The organism is Leeuwenhoekiella palythoae, assembly GCF_900130045.1.
Taxonomy (GTDB): domain Bacteria; phylum Bacteroidota; class Bacteroidia; order Flavobacteriales; family Flavobacteriaceae; genus Leeuwenhoekiella; species Leeuwenhoekiella palythoae.
This window is the reverse complement of record NZ_FQXT01000004.1, coordinates 72,643-92,262: the sequence shown is the minus strand read 5'-3', so window position 1 is coordinate 92,262 and position 19,620 is coordinate 72,643. Positions and strand designations below refer to the sequence as shown.

The following is a 19,620-nucleotide window of genomic DNA, read 5'->3' as shown; positions in this document are numbered from 1 at the left end:
ATTTTAAAATCAGGTTTTAACACCTTGCTAACAAAGCCTTAAGCTTTAGAAAAATGTATTTTATGAAATCGATTTCAAAACTTTATATAATTCTTCTATTTATAGCGTTTGGTATAGCTTCTAGCCAGGCGCAATTTCGGTCTGATTCTTTTTGGGATCGGGTGAATTTTGGCGGTGGTTTTGGATTGAATTTTGGCAATGACTATTTTGCCGCAAACCTCGCTCCAAGTGCTATTTACAACTTCAATCCTTATTTCGCTGCCGGACCCGGGTTGAGTTATTCGTATGTAAAGAATGGTAGTTTAAAATCTTCAATTGTGGGTGGAAGCATTATTGCGCTCGCTAATCCGCTTCCTATCATTCAGCTTTCTGCAGAGTTTGAAGAGCTATATGTTTCGCAACGCGCCAATTGGGACGGTGGTACATTTTCTGATGATTTCTGGAATTCTGCCTTATTTCTTGGAGCCGGTTACCGTAGCGGACCCGTAACTATAGGCGCCCGATATAACATACTTTACAACGATGACGATGCCATCTACACCAGTGCGATTATGCCATTTATAAGGTTCTATTTTTAAACTGAACTTTTTTAAACTCTCGCTCCAGAATGAGTACGCTTACAAATTCTGCGAGTTGATGCACCTCACAATCGGGCAAAGCTTTGATCTTAGCTTCAGAAACATCTATGGCGTAAAGCAGTGTGAGGTAGCTTTCAAAATCACTCACCACCAGATTATAAAGTGCGGCTTGCAGATTACGCAGTAACTGTTGATTTTCAAAAGCAGTATCAAATTCAGCTTCAAGTCCGGCGCGTTCAAAGTCTTTATTAAGCTGAAACACCAAGGCATAAAACAGCTTTTCTTTGCGAACCTGGTCTAATAAGTTACTGCCGGAATTCATTCTTCAATTCTTTAAACTTTTCTGCGCATGAGCAGTCGGGCAAAGTCTTCTAAAATACTTTTATTTTCTTGAGGAACCTCAAGCGTTTCCAGAACGTTGAGCGCCTTTTGAGTATAATTTTCAATTTCTTGCTGAGTTGCTTCGGCTGCGCCGGAATCTATAAAAAGCTGCTTTACCGTTTCAATTTTTTCCGAAGGATCCTGTGGATTGATACTGAATAAATGCTGCAACTGCTTGCTGTGCGTAGGGTCTAGTTTTTGCAAAGCAGTTAAGTATAAGAAGGTCTTTTTGTTTTCGATAATATCACCGCCCACTTGCTTCCCAAAGGTTTTAGGATCACCAAAAGCATCCAGATAATCATCCTGAAGCTGAAATGCGATCCCTAAATCACGACCGTAATCATAAATGCGTTGTGCATTTTCAGAAGAGGCTTCTGCAACCAGCGCGCCCATTTTAAGCGCAGCTCCTACCAAAACCGCCGTTTTGTATTCAATCATTTTAAGATACTCTGGGATGGTCACATCATCACGCGTCTCAAAATCTACATCATACTGCTGCCCTTCACAAACTTCAATTGCTGTCTTGCTGAAAAGCTTTGCGAGTTCTCTAAAGGTTTCTCCTTCATAATTCTCAAAAAGCTGATATGCATTGATCAACATCGCATCTCCCGAGAGAATCCCTGTATTTATGTCCCACTTTTCGTGCACAGTCTCTTGACCACGACGCAAAGGCGCATCATCCATAATATCATCGTGCACTAATGAGAAATTATGAAAAACCTCAACCGCTAAAGCCGCGTCTAAAGCCTTTTTATGATCTGAACCAAAAATATCCGTCGCCATTAACGTCAATACCGGTCGTAAGCGTTTCCCTCCCAACTGCAAAATATAGTCAATGGGTTCGTATAGGTTTACCGGTTCTTTAACCTTGACCTTAGCGTTTAAATATTCAACAAACACCTCTGTGTATTGATCAATGCGGAGCATACTTTAAAATTTTGGCTAAAAATAAGACACTAATTCTGAACTCAACGCTTCAAGCATCACAAGCTGGTATTCTTAGGCCATATTATGTAATCATTAAATATTGAAAAAACTTCGGAAACTTAATTAGTTTTTAAAGTTTCCGTTTTATATTTGCGCCGGATTATGAAAACGGAAATTCTAGAAAACGCAACCCAACTCTTTTTAAATCACGGATTTAAAAGTGTTACCATGGATGATATCGCCGCACATATGGGGATATCCAAAAAGACCATTTATGCCAATTATGCGCATAAAACTGAACTTGTAGAAGCAGTGGGCCATCATTTATTGACCAGCGTACAATGTGTGGTCAAAGATATGGTAGATGAGCACATGAACCCTATTGAAGAGCTTTATGAAATTAAGAAATATGTGATTCAACATTTGCAGGGCGAAAAAACCTCATCTATTCAACAAATGATGAAATACTACCCAAAAATTTTTACCAAGCTACGTGAAAGTCAGAATGCTTTTATGCGTGGCTGTATGGAGCAAAATATTGCTCGCGGTATTGAGCTGGGACTTTTTAGAAACAATCTTGACATTGAGTTTGTTTCTAGAATGTATCAAATAGGGATTACCAACATTAAAGATGAAACCATTTTTCCTTCAGATAAATTCCCGCACATACCCCTTTACGAGACCTATTTAGAATACCACTTACGTGGAATTGTAACACCTGAAGGTCGTAAAATACTCAATCAAATCATTCATTCAAATCAAGACTAATGCAAAAACCAATGTTCCTCTTTTTATGCCTCTTGGGATATTTAAACCCTTCCCTAGCCCAAGACACCACAGAGGTAGAATCTTATGCGCTAAGCCTACAAGAAGCCATTACTTATGGCCTCGAGAATAGCTATGATGCTAAAAATGCTCTCACCGATGTAGAGATCGCGCTTAAACAAAAATGGGAGGTTATCGCTCAGGGACTGCCTCAAATCTCAGGTGAAGTGACCTATCAAAATCAATTCATTCAGCCTACGTCTTTTATTCCGGCGGTGGTTTTTGATCCTAGCGCAGACCCGGGAGATTTTATTCCGGTGCAGTTTAGCCAGAAGCAAAATGCCTCTGCTGTTGCCACTTGGAATCAGTTGATCTTCGACGGGTCTTATATAGTAGGTGTTCAATCTGCAAAAACGCTTTTACAGATTTCTGAAAATGCTAAGGTCAAAACCGATCTTGAAGTAAAGCAAGCCATTATCGAAGCTTATGGCAACGTACTGCTTGCTCAGGAGAGTGTAGCGATTCTGCAGAAAAACATAGAAACCGTAAACAAGAACCTTAACGACACTCAGAAGATTTTTGAAAACGGATTAGGAGAAGAAGAAGATGTAGAGCAATTGCAGATCACTGCTTTAGGTCTTGAAACCCAATTGAACAACACCGTGCGTCAACTTGCTATCGCATATGACATGCTTAAGCTTACTTTAGGTATCCCAATAGATAGCAAACTGATGGTGACTGATGAACTTGAAGATCTAACAATGCAATATTATGATCTTAACTTACTCACGCAAGACATCAATCCGGAGCAAAATATCGATTATCGCATTGCTCAAGATCAAACCAATCTTGCTGAAACTGAGGTTAAACTAGAAAAGAGCAAAGCCTTACCGCGCCTTAGTGCTTATTTAAATTATGGGGCTGCCGGCGCCAGTAACTCGTTTACTTTTTTGAGCGATGAGCAACGCTACTTTGAACAGTCGATCTTAGGAGTTTCACTTACCGTACCTATTTTTAGCAGTGGTATGCGTGCTGCTAAAACTGCTCAAAAAGAACTGGCTTACCAGCAAAGTTTAGAAGATCTGGAGCGTGCACGCAATCAGGTAAAACTTCAAATCGCTACCGCTCGTAACGATTATCAATTTGCGCTTGACAATTTTGCCACTCAAGAAAAAAATCTTGATCTGGCAGAACGTATTGAAAATAAAAACTCCATTAAATTTTTTGAAGGTATCGCCTCTAGCTTTGAATTGAGCGAAGCCCAAACCCAACTTTATCAAGCACAACAAGATTATTTACAAGCGATGTATGATGTCATTGCTAACAAAGCCGCTTTAGAAAAAGTATTAGACACCACCGTTTATCAACCAAAAGAAGATTAATTCACAGACACACCTACACTATGAAAAATATATTAAGCCTTGCATTTGTTTCGCTCCTACTTATTTCCTGCGGAGGAAAAGAAGAATCTGTAGAACAAATTATTGAAAACGGTGACATCACCGCAATGCGCGCTAAAAAAACAGAACTTGTAAATGAGCAAAATGCGATTAAAGCTAACATTGATTCGCTTAACGCCGCTATAGACAAACTAGACGTAAAGAAAAAAGCAGCTTTAGTAACCGCAGTAACCTTACAAGACACGTTGTTTAAGCATTATTTTGAAGTTCAAGGTAATGTAGATACTGATCAAAATATTGTGCTTTACGCAGAATACACCGGAGTGCTAACGCAGCTTTACGTTAAAGAAGGACAACGCGTAGCTAAAGGGCAGCGTCTTGCCAAAATTGATGATGGAGGTTTAGGAAGTGAACTGGCCCGTCAAGAGGCACAGACCGCTTTGGCAAAAACTACCTTTGAGCGTCAAAAGCGTCTTTGGGATCAGAAGATTGGTTCTGAAATCACGTATTTAGAAGCAAAAACCAATTATGAAGCGATGCAAGCTGCAACAGATCAATTGCGCTCTAGAGTTGCCAAAACCGTTATTACCGCACCATTTTCAGGAATCGTAGACAATACGATGGCAGATCAAGGTCAGGTAGTAAATGCAGGGCAAACCGGTGTTTTACGCCTCGTAAACCTGAGCGATATGTATGTTGAAGCTTCGATCCCCGAAGCCTTCTTAGGTAAAGTTAACCAAGGTACTGAAGTAAAAATCAGACTAGCTTCTATAGGTAAAACCTATGATGGTAAAATCAGACAAGTAGGCAACTTCGTAAGCCCAGACAACCGAACCTTTGACGTTAAGATTTCGATCCCTAATCCTGATAGCGCTATAAAGCCTAACCTGATCGCAACCGTTATGGTAAATGACTACACCGCTGAGAACGCTATTGTAGTGCCAGAAAATGTGGTTCAGCAAAATGCAATGGGTAACAGCATTACTTATGTATATGAGGAGCAAGCTGATGGTACAGCTATCGCTAAACAAGTACAAATTGAAGAAGGTTACAGCGATGATCAACGCGTAGAGATCACTTCTGGTCTTGAAGCGGGAGACCGCTTGATCGTAGAAGGAGTACGCTCTTTGAGAGATGGGCAAGCTGTAGAATTAAAAGATCAATCTTCAAACAACCAGTAAGATGGCAAAAAACACTTATAAAGAATTTAGCATATCGTCTTGGGCAATAGACAATAAGATGACCGTTTATGTAATTACGGCGATCATCTTACTTAGTGGTCTGGCAGCCTATTACAGTATGCCTCGTGAAGCATTCCCCGAAATCATAGAAACCAAGATCTATGTAAGTTCGGTAAACCCGGGTAATGCCGCTGAAGATGTTGAGAAATTCATCACCGAACCACTCGAAGAAGAGTTTAACGACATCGCCGGGATTAAAGAGATCACCTCTACTACCCTTCAGGATTACAGTATCATCATTGTAGAGTTTGAAGAAGATGTAGATGTAAATGTGGCTAAAACTAAGGTTAAGGATAAAGTTGATTTGGTTAAGGCGGAAACCACTTGGCCTACGTTAGATAATGGTGCCAAAGTAGAGCCTAATATTTTTGACCTTAATATTTCAGAAGAACAACCTATTCTGAACATCAACCTTACCGGTGACTTTCAAGTGCAGCAACTTAAAGATTATGCTGAATACCTTCAGGATAAAATAGAATTGCTTCCGCAGATCAAAGAAGCTACCGTACGTGGTGCCGAAGAGCAAGAAGTAGAAGTAGCGGTGGATATTTACAAAATGACCGCTTCTAAAGTGAGTTTTGATAACATCATCAACGCCATTCGCTCTGAAAACAATACCATTTCTGCAGGTAACGTGATTTCTGATGGGTTGCGAAAAAACATTCGGGTTTTAGGTGAAATTCAAGATCCTAAAGAACTTAACAACATCGTGGTAAAACGCGATGGCGGAAATATTTTCCTTAAAGATATCGCCACCGTGCGCTTTAAAGAAAAAGACGCCACCACTTACGCACGTGAATATGGCCAGCCGGTTGTGATGCTTGATGTAAAAAAACGCGCCGGAAAAAATATGATCGAAGCGGTTGAATCTATTAAAAAGATCGTCGCTGAAGAAGAGGCCAATTACTATCCTGAGTCGTTACACATCAGCCTTACCAATGACCAATCGATCAAAACAGAGAATCAGGTAGATGACTTGGTTAACAACATCATTTTTGGGGTGATTCTGGTTGTGGTGGTATTGATGTTTTTCTTAGGGTTTAGAAACGCATTGTTTGTTGGATTTGCGATTCCACTTTCCATGTTTATGTCCTTAACCATTTTATCAAGTTTAGGTTTTACCCTGAATACGATGGTGCTCTTTGGTCTCGTAATGGGACTTGGGATGCTGGTAGATAACGGTATTGTGGTTGTGGAGAACGTGTATTCTTTGATGGATCAAGGTATGCCGCGATTAAAAGCTGCAAAGCAAGGTCTTGGGGAGATCGCTTGGCCTATTATCGCTTCAACAGCAACCACGCTTGCAGCCTTTTTCCCGCTAGGTTTATGGCCCGGAACTATTGGTAAGTTTATGATCTACTTCCCCATCACGCTCTCTGTGGTGTTGAGTTCGTCTTTATTCGTTGCCCTTATCATCAACTCGATGCTGACTTCGCGTTTTATGAAAACCGAAGAAGAAGATATGAGCAAAAAGAGCTTGGTGCGCAACAGTTTAATTCTGACTGCCGTAGGTGCTATTTTCCTGATCGTAGGTTTTGTGATTGATTCAGGCGGATTTAGAGGAATCGGAAACTTACTGCTTCTGATCGCGATCTTGCTTTGGGCTTATAAATATTTCTTAGCAGGTGCGGTACGTTATTTTCAGTTTGAATCGCTTCGAAAATTAGAGAACTTCTATGAGCGTTTCTTAAAATATGCGCTGCGCGGAAGAAAAGCGTACGTGTTTTTCTTCGGAACCGTGATTATGTTATTCTTATCCTTTGTATTGGTAGGGATCGCACAACCTAATGTGTTGTTCTTCCCTGAAAATGAACCCAATCAAATCATCACCTATATAGAATATCCTGAAGGTACGGCGATTGAAAAAACCAATCAACTTACCAAGCAAATTGAAGAACGCATTTTTGATGCTATTAAAAAGTATGAAGATGCTGACGGATACAACTATATGGTTGAAAGCGCCATTTCACAAGTAGGTCAAGGTGCCGGAAACCCTCAAACCGACGGTGGCCAGAGTAATGAAATGCCACATAAAGGTAAAGTAACGCTGTCTATGCGTGACTTTAAATTGCGCCGCGGAGTGAGCAGTAGCACCGTACTTTCTGAAGTGCGTGACGCGGTTAAAGGATTCCCCGGAGCTTCGGTTATTGTAGAAAAAGATGCTAATGGTCCACCGGTAGGATATCCTATTAATATTGAGATCAGCGGTGAAGATTATGAAGAAATGCTACTCGCTGCCGAAAACATGCGCACCTATATTGAAGATCTGGGCATAGGTGGTATTGAAGAACTTAAACTGGATGTCAATAAATCTAAAGCTGAACTTGGTGTGACTGTAAGTCGTGAGAAAGCCGGTCAGCTTGGTATTTCTACCGCTCAGGTAGGGCAAACTTTGAGACGTTCGGTGTACGGTGAAGAAGCTTCTACCTATAAAGAAGGAGATGATGATTATGAGATTAACGTGCGTTTTAATGAAGATTATCGTTATGATGAGAATGCTTTATTCAATCAGCCGGTAACCTTTAGAAACAATCAAGGTCAGATCATTCAGGTGCCTATTTCGGCATTAGTTGATAAAAAATCTTCAGCAGCATTTAGTGCTATCAAACGTAAAGACCTTAAGCGCGTGATCACCTTATATTCAAATGTGCTTACCGAACAAGGCTTTAATGCTACTCAAATTGTTGAGCAGTTGAAACAAGACCTCGCAGGCTATGAAACTCCTAACGGAATTGAATACAGTTTTACGGGTGAACAAGAAGAGCAAGCAGACAATATGAGCTTCTTATTGATGGCTTTAGGTATTGCTATGGGCTCGATCTTGCTTATTCTGGTAGCGCAGTTTAACTCGCTTTCAAAACCGGTGATCATCTTGATGGCGGTAGTCTTAAGTTTAGTAGGTGTATTCTTAGGTTTGATCATTTTCCAAATGGATTTTGTCATCTTAATGACGATGATGGGTATTATCTCACTCGCCGGAATCGTAGTGAACAATGCGATCGTACTTATAGATTATACACAGATCCTGATCGATCGTAAAAAAGAAGAATTAGGTATTGAAGATGATGAGTATCTAACCCGTGAAGAATACTTCAGAATTACGGTTGCAGGTGGTAAATCACGTTTACGCCCTGTATTGCTAACGGCAATTACTACAGTGCTCGGGTTGATTCCGCTGGCAGTTGGCTTAAACATTGATTTCTTCGGGCTCTTTACTGATTATGACGCGGGTATCTACATAGGAGGTGATAACGTGATCTTCTGGGGACCTCTGGCGTGGACGGTAATCTTCGGTTTGGTTTTCGCAACCTTCCTAACCTTGGTAATCGTACCGGTAATGTTCTACCTTACTAATCGTGCTAAAGTTAAATTTTCAGAAAAACGAAAAGTACGTGAAGAACAAAAACAACAGGCTAAATTAGCTGCTGCTTCAGAAGATTCAGAAAGCTAAATGACTTTATAATTTTAATTAGACTCAAAAGCAGAAGACTATTCTTCTGCTTTTTTGTTTTTCAAGGGTTGAATCCCATAAAAACGAAAAGCTTTCCGGCTAAGTAAAATACCTCAGGGCAAGCCTGTCTGCCGACAAAGGCAGGCCCATGAGGCATTGCTTGGAAACGAATTTTCAATTTCGAGGCATCCCGAAAGCTTTTGGGACGGAATATTAAACCCTTTGGCGGTGCCAATAAAATAACCTCAAAACAATAGGCGGTGACTTGCTTTAACTTCTTAAATTTGCACCTCAAATAATCAAGCATGTACAGAACGCATAACAACGGGGCTTTACGCGCCGAAAATATAAACGAAACGGTAACGCTTGCCGGCTGGGTACAAAAGTCCCGCGATAAAGGGTTTATGATCTGGGTAGATCTACGCGATCGCTATGGAATTACCCAACTTATTTTTGACGAGGAACGCACCCCTAAAGCGGTGATGGATCTCGCCAAAACAATGGGCCGTGAGTTTGTGATTCAGGTTACCGGAAAGGTGATCGAGCGCGAGTCTAAAAACCCAAAAATGCCTACCGGTGATGTAGAGCTTTTGGTTGAAAAATTAGAGATCTTGAACGAGGCCAAAACGCCGCCGTTTACTATTGAAGATGCAACTGATGGTGGTGAAGACCTCCGTATGAAATACCGTTATCTGGACATCAGAAGAAATCCGGTAAAGGAGAAACTCATCTTTAGACATAAAGTGAGTATTGCCGTGCGCAACTACTTATCTGAACAAGGTTTTATTGAAGTTGAAACTCCGTATTTGATCAAATCTACTCCGGAAGGTGCTCGTGATTTTGTGGTACCTAGCCGAATGAACGAAGGTCAGTTTTACGCGCTTCCGCAGTCACCACAAACGTTTAAGCAATTGCTTATGGTAGGCGGTATGGATAAGTATTTTCAGATCGTAAAGTGTTTTAGAGACGAAGATCTACGCGCAGACCGCCAGCCGGAATTCACACAGATTGACTGCGAAATGGCTTTTGTAGAGCAAGAAGACATCCTGAATATTTTTGAAGGTTTAACCAAACACCTTTTAAAAGAAGTAGTAGGTTTTGAGATCGAAAGCTTCCCGAGAATGACCTATGACGAGGCGATGGCAAAATACGGTAACGATAAGCCGGATATTCGCTTTGGGATGGAGTTTGGCGAACTCAACGCGGTGGCGCAACATAAAGACTTCAACGTTTTTAATAGCGCCGAACTGGTTGTAGGTATCGCGGTTCCGGGAGGAGCAAGTTATACCCGAAAAGAGATCGACAAACTTATTGATTGGGTGAAGCGTCCACAAGTAGGTGCTTTAGGAATGGTTTACGTAAAATGTAATGAGGATGGAAGTTTTAAATCTTCTGTTGATAAATTTTACGATCAGGAAGATCTTGCTAAATGGGCAGAAGCTACCGGAGCGCAACCTGGAGATTTGATCTGTGTACTTTCAGGAGAAACTTCAAAAACACGTGCACAATTGAGCGCGCTGCGTATGGAATTGGCAACTCAATTAGGCTTGCGCAAGTCAGACGAATTTGCGCCGCTTTGGGTAGTCGACTTCCCGCTTTTAGAATGGGATGAAGAAACGGAACGTTACCACGCAATGCACCACCCATTTACCTCTCCTAAACCGGGACAAATGGAATTGTTAGACACTAAGCCGGGCGAAGTAAAAGCAAATGCTTACGACCTCGTATTGAACGGAAATGAAATAGGCGGTGGTTCTATACGTATTCACGATAAAGAGATACAGTCTAAGATGTTTGATTACTTAGGCTTCACCAAAGAAGAAGCACAGGCACAGTTTGGCTTCTTGATGGATGCCTTTCAATACGGTGCGCCTCCACACGGTGGTTTGGCCTTTGGTCTAGACCGTTTGGTAGCAATTTTAGGCGGACAAGAAACGATAAGAGACTTTATCGCGTTCCCTAAAAACAATGCCGGTCGTGATGTGATGATCGATGCGCCTGCAAAAATTGATGCCGCGCAATTAGAAGAATTAAATCTGAAGATTACTTTGTAAGCTTCGGCAGATATAAAATTAGGAAAGCAGCCCCGTGAGGCTGCTTTTTTTTGTTTCCTTCTAAAGGAATAATATCCTAAATCTATCTTGAGATGAATTCTTTCACAGGTTTAAAAACAAAAAAGGTCCGGAGCATCTCCGGACCTTTTCATATAGCTAATTCAAATATATTATAATCTAGCTTCGATCCAAGTCCAAGTAGAAATATCAACTTGTGAGCCTGTATTATATGCTTCTGTTAAAACAGCTGCAGCACCGTCAATCATAACATTCGTTAATGCACCGTCATCTCTAAAATCAAGGTTAGTATCATACCCTTCTAAGTAAAGATTAGTGATGGTTGCTCCTGATTCTTTTTTAAACTGTAATGCAGTACCACCTACAGTAGAAATAGCAGTTACGTTAATAAAAGTTGGGTTGTTATTTACACCATCTGCTTCAAATGCAGTTGAGAAATCAGCATCAGTATGCGTGATATACGTGTTAGTCACTGTTCCATTCCATCCTTCAGTCCAGTCTACAGCATCATCTTGGTTATTATCTAAGTAGATGTTGTTTACAGATACGGTACCTCCAAAGAATTCTACACCGTCATCATCACCATTGATGATCGCGATGTTCTCCACAGTAGTTTCAGAACCTACCGCATATAAGGTAAGACCGTTAAACTGTGAATCTGCATTGATTTGAGCTCCTGCTCCAATGATCACAAGGTTTGTGATATCTCCAGAATCATCATTGTCAGTTGAACCTCCGTAAACAAGACCTCCTACTTCTGCAGTAGCATCAATACCTTCGGTAGTAGTTGCATCACCACAAACTACAAGACCTCCCCAGTCACCACGGTTTCCATTTAAAGACCCCATTACTACAGGATTGTCTTCGGTACCATTTACATTGATTGTAGCACCTTTTTCAACAGCGATGTAAATACTTGCGCCACCATCTAAAGCAGTAATTTTTGTTCCTGCAGGAATAGTTAATGTATTACCAGATTTTACAGTAAATACATCATCTAATAAATAACGCGTATCTGCATCAAGAGTCATATCTGTAGTAAGATCTCCGTTTAAAGAAACATAAGCTCTAGCCTCAAGACCAGACTGTACCCAGCTAAAATCTGCGATATCTACAGTAGCGGTTGCTACATAACTTAGTGCAGGGTTAGAATCTTCACCTTCAACCTGAACGTTAGAAACAGCACCACCATCTCTATAATCAAAAGAAGTATCAAAACCTTGTAACGAAAGACCGGTGATCGTAGCACCAGATTCTTTTTTGAATTGTAATGCGATTCCGCCAGTTTCTGAAACAGCAGTAAAGTCTGTAATAGTTGGGTTTGCGTTATCCCCATCTGCTTCAATTGCAGTAGAGAAATCATCACGATCTAAAACTACATAGGTGTTTGTGATAGAACCACTCCATCCTTCAGTCCAGTCAACAGAGTCATCCTGGTTATTCTCTAAGTAAAGGTTGGTTACGCTTGCAGTTCCTCCAAAGAACTCCACACCGTCATCTTCACCGTTCAAAATTGCCACGTTTGTGATTTCAGTCTGAGCACCTACTGCGTATAAAGTAAGACCATTATACTGAGAGTCAGAGTTAATTTGAGCACCAGCGTAGTTGATGATCAAATAATCAATAGATCCAGAATCATCATTATTATCTGTACCTCCGTAGATAAGACCACCTACTTCTGCAGTTGCGTCTACACCTTCTGTAGTAACAGCTTCACCACAGATTACAAGACCTCCCCAGTCACCACCTTGCTCATTAGCAGAAGTCATAACCACAGGATTAGAAGCTGAACCGTCAACAATAATATCACCTCCTTGCTCTACAGCAATATATTTATCAGTACCTGTTTCAGAAACAATGCGTGTTCCTGCAGGGATAGTTAAAGTCGCTCCGCTTTTTACAATAAAAGATCCGGTTAACTTGTATTCTACAAGCGGGTCTAATTGGCGATCTTCAGTAAGGTTTCCTGTAAGATTTGCATCTTCAGTAGGAGTTTCTTCTCCAAAACCTAGATCATCATTGTTAGAGCAGCTGCTTACTGCCATAGCTAGACCTAAAGCAAAAATCCTTAGGTACTGGTTGTTCATCATTCTTTTCATAATTAATCGGGTTTAATTAAATTTTTATGTTAGAAGTCGTAGGTAAGTCCCAATAAAAAGGTTCTTCCTAAAGTGTATGATTGTACTGTTGCATTAAAAACTGGGTCTCCATTAGTAGGACGCTGAATTTGCGTTTGCTCAATAGCTGGATCTAATAGATTTCTACCGGTTAGTTTTACCGCAAAACCATCGGTTACTTGCTTAGACAATACTGCATCAAGAACCACAAAACCTTGTTCTACAATAGATTCGTTAAAGAATACATCTGGTTCCTGCTGGTTACGTGGCGCACCCAATGCAAATATTTTAGAAGAGGCATAGTTACCCACTACGTTAAGTTCCCAAGGATTTTCTTCAGCAGTGCTGAATCCTAAAGTTCCGTTTACAATCCAGTCTGACGCTCCTTGTAGTCCTTCATCAGATTTACCATTGTATTTAAAAGTTCTAAGCAAAGTGCCGTTTTCATCATAAATCTCTTTGAGGTCTTGCTCGTGGAACATTCGCGTAATGTTACCAGATAAACGCACGCCTATATTTCCGCTATCCTCTACAGGCTTCACGATATTCACGCGACCTTCTAATTCAAGACCAAAAATATTTGCCTGATCTCCTGCATTGAAATACGAGAAGATACCTGCAGATCCTCTTTGTTGTACTTTGTTGATAGGATCATTAATCATTTTGTAGAAAGCAGCTACAGATAAAAGTTCATCTGAAGATGGGAACCACTCATATTTTAAATCAAAATTATAGTTGATTGACGCCTCAAGATCTGGATTACCTTTAGTTACCTGCCCTACTGGAGAAACATATTCAAATGGGGCGATCTCTTTAAATTCAGGAAGTGTGATAGTACGACTACCTGCAAAACGCACCCCTTGATCTTCAGTTAAGTTATATTTAAAGTTTACCGAAGGATATAGGTTTGTGTACTCTTTATTAGTAGCTCCTCTACGCCCCGGGAAGTTGTTCACATCAAAAAGAACATCAATCGCGTCACACTGAAAACGCATACCTACATTAAGATTGAATTTTTCCTTTTGTAAAGTATAAGCAGCAAAAGCCGATTGTGACTCTAAGTCTGCGATGTAACGATCTGTAGGTAAGAATTGAAAATTCAAATCTCCTGAACGGAAATTCTCATCTGTAAAGATTACGTCAAGATTGTCAATAGAAACCGAACCAAAATCTGCACCGGCATTACTCTCAGTAGCTCCTAAGAATTGAGATTTGAAGTTACGCGACTTCATGCGCACATTTAATCCTCCTGAAATTTCAGATTTTGAACCGGTATCAAAATCTTCATTAAGTACGTAAGTATCTTTAATGAATCCGGCTAATTCTTCATCATCAATCAACTGAAAACTTTTACGTTGCTGAAATCCTCCGGTCACCCCTAGTTGTACAAAGTCTGCGTCTGGGGTAATATTCACCTCATTTCTTACACGGTTAGGCTCATCTGCACTCAACAAGTTGATCCCCACTCCCCAATCTAAGGTGTTTTTTTCTGAAAGCTCGTGGTTACCAAAAAACTGGTTTACCCAAAGTCTGGTTTGCTTCGTATTTTGATCTCTAATGAACTGAAACACATCATCTCGAGACTCTTCCTCAAAAATAGTAGCCTCTCCATTTCTACCTCCTTCAAACACTTGATCAGAAAGGCTATTCACAAATAATGAAACCCATCTTACATCATTCTTATCATTGATCTTATACTCGGTGTTTAACAAACCGGTAGTAGTTACGCGGCGATTATAATAAGTCGCATCGGTAATACTATCATCAATGTTATTTTCTCTATACTGTCTAAAAACTCCGTTTCTATACGTGAAGTCTCCAGACTGTGAAGCCGTAAAAAGCACTTTAAACTTCTCACCAAATTTCTTACCCGCAGTAATCGCATAACGATAATTCATTGGGAAATTAGCAGTTGAAGTATTCCAGGTCTGCTGCGTCATACGTGGGTATGCGCTATAGCCTGGCGAACTCGCTTGCGTAGTTTCGTTAAAACCCTGATTCTTTAAAAACCCTAAAGTATAATCTCCTTTGTTTCCGGTGAGTTTAAAATTGTCACTTACACCGCTCTGTGTAGCATTTGTGTTAGCTCCCACACGAATACCAACACCAAGTTCTTTGGTTCCGCTTAATTCTTTAGTAGCTACATCAATAGTACCCGAAGCCTGGTCTGCAGAGTTACTTACTCCATAGGTTTTACTGATCCCCACGTTTTGAATAACACGAGTAGTAAATAAACCAAGATCAAAGTTTTTCTTTTCAACATCATCAGAAGGAATAGGCAATCCGTTCATTGTAGTATATAAGTAACGGTCTCCTAACCCACGTACATAAATATCTCCAGAAGCCTGACTTGCAGTAACTCCGGAAATTTTTGTAGTTGCGGTAGCAGCATCAGTAACCCCTTGTTTTGCAAGCTGTACAGCCCCAATACTTTCTTTGATCTCTACAGCCTTCTTTTGCTCAAGAAGTAATGCTGACTCGCGCTCTCTACTGGTTTGTACCTGTATCACTACCTCATCTAAAGCAGCAGCACTTGCACCTAAGGCGGTGCTAACATTGGTGAATTTTCCTGCTTGTACCACTACATTAGGCACTGTTACAGGCTCATAACCTACAAAGCTGAATTCTACTTCATAAGTTCCTACCGGTACGTTCTCAATAATGTACTTTCCATCAAAATCAGTAGTAGCACCTTTAGTCGTACCTTTAATAATAACATTAGCAAAAGGAAGCGGCTCATTGTTTGTTTCTTTGTCTGATAGAGTCCCTTCAATTGTTCCTGTTTGTCCTAATGCAACTGCCGAAAACATAAGCATTAAAAGACCTAAAATCTGTTTCATCAATAATCGTATTTTGTGCTGCAAAGATGTCGCTAAAGAAACTCTAGCCAGTTAATCGAATGTTATGAATTCGTAACCCAAGAGTTACTTCATGGTTACCTTAATGTTAACAGCTTTTTGAGACCTCTGGGTTTCATTAGATTAAAATTTGGCAAAGATGTATCTTGCCAAAAATTGCACACTATGATGAATTGGGAGCATTTACTTTCCTTAAAAAGACAGGGCGATACCGCCAAAAGACTGCGTATAGAACAGGACGACACACGCCTGGGTTTTGAGGTTGATTACGACCGCATTATCTTTTCGGCAGCCTTTAGAAGCTTGCAAGACAAAACCCAAGTGATTCCGCTTTCTAAAACAGATTTTGTTCACACGCGCTTAACACACAGCATGGAAGTTTCGGTGGTGGGCCGCTCTCTAGGTCGTATGGTGGGTAAAAAATTACTGGAGAAATACCCGCACTTAGAGCAGGTGTATGGGTACAAGTTTAATGACTTTGGGGCGATTGTAGCCGCTGCGGCTTTAGCACACGATATCGGTAATCCGCCTTTTGGGCACAGTGGGGAGAAAGCGATAGGCGAATTCTTTAAAACCGGATACGGGAAACGTTATAAAGACAGCCTAACGGCGAAAGAATACCAAGACCTCATCAAGTTTGAAGGTAATGCCAATGGCTTTAAAGTGCTTTCTCAAAGCAAACCGGGAGCTCCGGGAGGCTTGCGCTTATCTTATGCTACCTTAGGTGCATTTATGAAATACCCTAAAGAATCGCTTCCGCACCGCCCTACAGATCATATAGCCGATAAGAAGTATGGCTTTTTTCAGTCTGAAAAAGAACTCTTTGAAGATGTCGCTCAAGAATTGGGTCTTTTAAACCGAAGCACTACAGATGATCTAAGCTGGTCTCGTCATCCACTGGCGTACCTCGTTGAAGCTGCTGACGATATTTGCTATACCATCATCGACTTTGAAGATGGCATCAACTTAGGCCTTATCCCCGAAGAATACGCTCTTGAATATATGGTAAAGCTCGTAGGCCAGACGATAGACCGCAATAAATACAATGCCTTGCAGGAGACTTCAGACCGGGTGAGTTACTTGCGCGCATTAGCCATAGGCACATTGATCAATGAGAGTGTTGAGACTTTTATGACCTATGAAGAGGAAATTCTTGCCGGTACGTTTGACCAGTCGCTCATTGATAAAAGCAGCTATCAGGCCCAGATCACAGACATTATAAATCTGAGTATAGACCGTATTTACAACAGCCGCGAAGTGATCGAAAAAGAGATCGCCGGGTATGAGATCCTTTCTACGCTGCTTGAGGCGCGTTGCCGTGCTTTAGACAATAACGACACGCATTACAACCAACTCATTCAGCAACTTTTAGCTCCTGCTGATCAATCTGAAAAAAGCTTGTATCAAAATCTTATTCAGATTTGTGCCGAAGTCTCTACGATGACTGACGGAAAAGCGTTGCGCAATTACAAAAAGATTAAAGGCCTTGATATTAAATAAGCGTTAAGCAATGTGCTACGTGCGCCTTGAGGCTTTCGAAATCCAGACCCACCGAAGCTCTTAATTCTTCGGTGGTTCCTTGTTCTATAAATGTATCAGGAATACCTAATACCTGCAGTTTCCCTTTATAATTCTGGCGAGTGGCTTCTTCTGCGACAGCGCTACCAAATCCTCCTGATGCTACACCATCTTCGAGCGTGATCACGTTAGTATAGGTGCTAAAAATTTCTTGCAGCGCCGCAAGATCCAGCGGCTTTACAAAACCAAAATAATACACCGCTACCTCATTTTTAAAAGTATCCGCAAGTTGAAGGGCCGTTTCGGTCATCGTGCCGGTCACGAGAAGGGCGATGTTATCCCCTTCGGTTAACTTTTCGGCCTTACCTATTCCTATCTTTTGAAAGGGAGTTTTCCAGTTGATCGTAGTTCCGCGACCGCGCGGATAGCGTATGGCAACAGGCTGCTCTAAACCCAGCTGGGCAGTAAACATTATGTTGCGCAAACTTTCTTCATTCCGCGGAGCGAAAATAATAAGATTGGGAATGCAGCGTAAATAGGCCAGATCAAAAACTCCATGATGCGTCGCCCCGTCAGCACCTACCAATCCAGCGCGATCCACACAAAAAATAACCGGAAGCTTTTGCAAGGCCACATCGTGAATCAGTTGGTCATACGCCCGCTGTAAAAAAGTAGAATAGATCGCACAAAAAACGACTCCGCCTGCTGCAGCTATTCCGGCGCAAAGCGTAACCGCATGCTGCTCGGCAATTCCTACATCAAAAGCCCGTTCAGGAAACTCCTGCATCATATATTTTAACGAACTCCCGGTAGGCATTGCCGGTGTGATGCCTACGATCTTCTTATTCTTCTTAGCCAACTCTACCAAGGTCAGCCCAAATACATCCTGATATTTTGGAGGTTGTGGTGTAGTGCTTTTAGGATTCAACTCTCCTGTTACCGCATCAAATTTACCCGGTGCGTGATAGACCACCTGTTCTTTTTCGGCTTGTTTGAGTCCTTTGCCTTTGGTGGTGATCACGTGCAAAAACTTAGGACCCTTGATCTTCTTAAGCGTCTTGATGATCTCCAAAAGCTTGTCAATATCATGCCCATCAACAGGACCAAAATACTTAAAGTTCAAGGCCTCAAAAATATTCTCTTGCCGTTGACTTCCGGTTTTTACATTGGTCAGGTAATTTTTCAACGCGCCCACACTTGGGTCAATCCCAATCGCATTGTCATTTAAGATGACGAGTAAATTAGCATCACAATCACCGGCGTGATTCAAGGCTTCAAAAGCCATTCCGCTGGCAATAGACGCATCGCCGATGACGGCGATATGTTGACGTTGCGTATTCCCTTGTATCTTCGCTGCGATCGCCATACCCAGCGCAGCAGAGATCGAGGTGCTCGAGTGCCCGGTTCCAAACGCATCATAAACACTTTCTTCCCGCTTAGGAAAACCGCTCAATCCCCCCAATTGCCTATTAGTATCAAAGTTATCCCGGCGTCCGGTAAGGATTTTATGTCCGTACGCTTGATGTCCCACATCCCAGATAAGTTGATCTTCAGGCGTATTAAAGGCGTAATGCAGCGCCAGTGTGAGCTCAACAACACCCAGACTTGCTCCCAGATGCCCTTCTTTAGTGGCAACAATATCTATAATAAACCGGCGCAATTCTGCAGCAAGTTCGTTTAACTGTGCTACCGGAAGTTTGCGTAAATCCTGTGGGTCATTTATGGTTTCTAAAAGCGGGTAACTCATAAAACAAAGGTAGCCGAACTTCAAGAAATAATTAGTGGGTCATTTAAAAATGATACTGCAAAAAACTTTTTATCTTCAAGCTTTAAAACCAACCGCATGGCGCTAATTGAACCTTTTGACGATCACTATTTTATGAAAAAAGCCTTGCAGGAAGCTGAGACAGCTTTTGACCTCGGCGAGATTCCGGTAGGTGCAGTCGTCACGGTAAATAACCGCATCATTGCCCGAGCGCATAATTTAACCGAACGCCTGCACGATGTGACCGCACACGCCGAAATGCAAGCCATTACCGCAGCAGCCAATTTTTTAGGCGGAAAATACTTAACCGATTGCACGCTGTACGTAACGCTTGAACCCTGCCAAATGTGTGCCGGTGCTTTGTATTGGAGTCAGATCAGCAGGATCGTTTTTGGTGCGGCAGACACCAACCGGGGTTATCAAAAAATGGGGACGCATTTGCATCCTAAAACGCAGGTAACTTCAGGTGTGCTAGAAACCGAAGCTGCCCAACTACTCAAGCGCTTTTTTATCGAGCGCCGTAACCTCAACTAACGCTAAACTTCTA

13 protein-coding genes are annotated in these 19,620 nt (G+C 41.4%); 8 read left to right on the top strand and 5 right to left on the bottom strand.

Features of this window, described 5'->3' with window-relative positions; all coding sequences use genetic code 11:
* Nucleotides 1-62: 62 nt before the first annotated feature.
* A complete protein-coding gene (locus BUA96_RS10815) occupies nucleotides 63-578 on the top strand; it encodes a hypothetical protein (RefSeq protein ID WP_072983026.1) in 516 nt (171 codons plus the stop codon).
* On the opposite strand, the gene BUA96_RS10810 is transcribed toward BUA96_RS10815, so the two are convergent.
* Nucleotides 559-900: a hypothetical protein gene (locus tag BUA96_RS10810; protein ID WP_072983024.1), complete on the bottom strand. Its 342-nt coding sequence runs from the start codon at nucleotides 898-900 to the stop codon at nucleotides 559-561. The genes BUA96_RS10815 and BUA96_RS10810 overlap by 20 nt on opposite strands.
* Nucleotides 901-911: 11 nt before the next feature.
* Entirely contained in the window at nucleotides 912-1,886 is a 975-nt protein-coding gene (locus tag BUA96_RS10805; RefSeq protein WP_072983022.1) for a polyprenyl synthetase family protein, read from the bottom strand.
* Between the two features lie 162 nt (nucleotides 1,887-2,048).
* On the opposite strand from BUA96_RS10805, the gene BUA96_RS10800 reads away from it, so the two are divergent.
* The 5 genes from BUA96_RS10800 (at nucleotide 2,049) to aspS (ending at nucleotide 10,797) form a co-directional block, all read left to right on the top strand.
* Nucleotides 2,049-2,654: a TetR/AcrR family transcriptional regulator gene (locus BUA96_RS10800; protein WP_072983021.1), complete on the top strand. Its 606-nt coding sequence runs from the start codon at nucleotides 2,049-2,051 to the stop codon at nucleotides 2,652-2,654.
* Entirely contained in the window at nucleotides 2,654-4,033 is a 1,380-nt protein-coding gene (locus tag BUA96_RS10795; RefSeq protein WP_072983019.1) for a TolC family protein, read from the top strand. Before BUA96_RS10800 ends, BUA96_RS10795 begins: the two co-directional genes overlap by 1 nt.
* Before the next feature lie 20 nt (nucleotides 4,034-4,053).
* Entirely contained in the window at nucleotides 4,054-5,232 is a 1,179-nt protein-coding gene (locus BUA96_RS10790; protein ID WP_072983017.1) for an efflux RND transporter periplasmic adaptor subunit, read from the top strand.
* 1 nt (nucleotide 5,233) lies between these two features.
* Nucleotides 5,234-8,743 (top strand): efflux RND transporter permease subunit, encoded by a 3,510-nt coding sequence (locus BUA96_RS10785; RefSeq protein ID WP_072983016.1) that lies wholly within the window; start codon nucleotides 5,234-5,236, stop codon nucleotides 8,741-8,743.
* A 305-nt stretch (nucleotides 8,744-9,048) separates the two neighbouring features.
* Complete coding sequence (aspS, locus tag BUA96_RS10775; protein ID WP_072983012.1) at nucleotides 9,049-10,797, top strand: aspartate--tRNA ligase; 1,749 nt, start codon at nucleotides 9,049-9,051, stop codon at nucleotides 10,795-10,797.
* Between the two features lie 170 nt (nucleotides 10,798-10,967).
* Here the strand turns inward: aspS and BUA96_RS10770 are convergent, their stop codons facing one another.
* Together BUA96_RS10770 and BUA96_RS10765 are read right to left on the bottom strand one after the other, a co-directional pair.
* Nucleotides 10,968-12,914 (bottom strand): hypothetical protein, encoded by a 1,947-nt coding sequence (locus BUA96_RS10770; protein ID WP_072983010.1) that lies wholly within the window; start codon nucleotides 12,912-12,914, stop codon nucleotides 10,968-10,970.
* A gap of 29 nt (nucleotides 12,915-12,943) precedes the next feature.
* Complete coding sequence (locus tag BUA96_RS10765; protein WP_072983009.1) at nucleotides 12,944-15,772, bottom strand: TonB-dependent receptor; 2,829 nt, start codon at nucleotides 15,770-15,772, stop codon at nucleotides 12,944-12,946.
* A 186-nt stretch (nucleotides 15,773-15,958) separates the two neighbouring features.
* Here BUA96_RS10765 and BUA96_RS10760 point away from each other — a divergent pair, with 186 nt between their 5' ends.
* Nucleotides 15,959-17,290: a deoxyguanosinetriphosphate triphosphohydrolase gene (locus BUA96_RS10760; RefSeq protein ID WP_072983822.1), complete on the top strand. Its 1,332-nt coding sequence runs from the start codon at nucleotides 15,959-15,961 to the stop codon at nucleotides 17,288-17,290.
* Here BUA96_RS10760 and dxs read toward each other — a convergent pair.
* Complete coding sequence (gene dxs / locus BUA96_RS10755) at nucleotides 17,283-19,055, bottom strand: 1-deoxy-D-xylulose-5-phosphate synthase (RefSeq protein ID WP_072983007.1); 1,773 nt, start codon at nucleotides 19,053-19,055, stop codon at nucleotides 17,283-17,285. The two genes, BUA96_RS10760 and dxs, sit on opposite strands and share 8 nt — an antisense overlap.
* Nucleotides 19,056-19,151: 96 nt before the next feature.
* Here dxs and BUA96_RS10750 point away from each other — a divergent pair, with 96 nt between their 5' ends.
* Nucleotides 19,152-19,607, top strand: a complete 456-nt coding sequence (locus BUA96_RS10750; protein WP_072983005.1) for a nucleoside deaminase — start codon at nucleotides 19,152-19,154, stop codon at nucleotides 19,605-19,607.
* Nucleotides 19,608-19,620: the final 13 nt, after the last annotated feature.

Excerpts from the sequence above, each read along its gene's own strand:
- BUA96_RS10815 (WP_072983026.1), top strand. The coding sequence starts at position 63 with ATGAAATCGATTTCAAAACTTTATATAATTCTTCTATTTATAGCGTTT.
- BUA96_RS10810 (WP_072983024.1), bottom strand. The coding sequence starts at position 900 with ATGAATTCCGGCAGTAACTTATTAGACCAGGTTCGCAAAGAAAAGCTG.
- BUA96_RS10805 (WP_072983022.1), bottom strand. The coding sequence starts at position 1,886 with ATGCTCCGCATTGATCAATACACAGAGGTGTTTGTTGAATATTTAAAC.
- BUA96_RS10800 (WP_072983021.1), top strand. The coding sequence starts at position 2,049 with ATGAAAACGGAAATTCTAGAAAACGCAACCCAACTCTTTTTAAATCAC.
- BUA96_RS10795 (WP_072983019.1), top strand. The coding sequence starts at position 2,654 with ATGCAAAAACCAATGTTCCTCTTTTTATGCCTCTTGGGATATTTAAAC.
- BUA96_RS10790 (WP_072983017.1), top strand. The coding sequence starts at position 4,054 with ATGAAAAATATATTAAGCCTTGCATTTGTTTCGCTCCTACTTATTTCC.
- BUA96_RS10785 (WP_072983016.1), top strand. The coding sequence starts at position 5,234 with ATGGCAAAAAACACTTATAAAGAATTTAGCATATCGTCTTGGGCAATA.
- aspS (WP_072983012.1), top strand. The coding sequence starts at position 9,049 with ATGTACAGAACGCATAACAACGGGGCTTTACGCGCCGAAAATATAAAC.
- BUA96_RS10770 (WP_072983010.1), bottom strand. The coding sequence starts at position 12,914 with ATGAAAAGAATGATGAACAACCAGTACCTAAGGATTTTTGCTTTAGGT.
- BUA96_RS10765 (WP_072983009.1), bottom strand. The coding sequence starts at position 15,772 with ATGAAACAGATTTTAGGTCTTTTAATGCTTATGTTTTCGGCAGTTGCA.
- BUA96_RS10760 (WP_072983822.1), top strand. The coding sequence starts at position 15,959 with ATGAATTGGGAGCATTTACTTTCCTTAAAAAGACAGGGCGATACCGCC.
- dxs (WP_072983007.1), bottom strand. The coding sequence starts at position 19,055 with ATGAGTTACCCGCTTTTAGAAACCATAAATGACCCACAGGATTTACGC.
- BUA96_RS10750 (WP_072983005.1), top strand. The coding sequence starts at position 19,152 with ATGGCGCTAATTGAACCTTTTGACGATCACTATTTTATGAAAAAAGCC.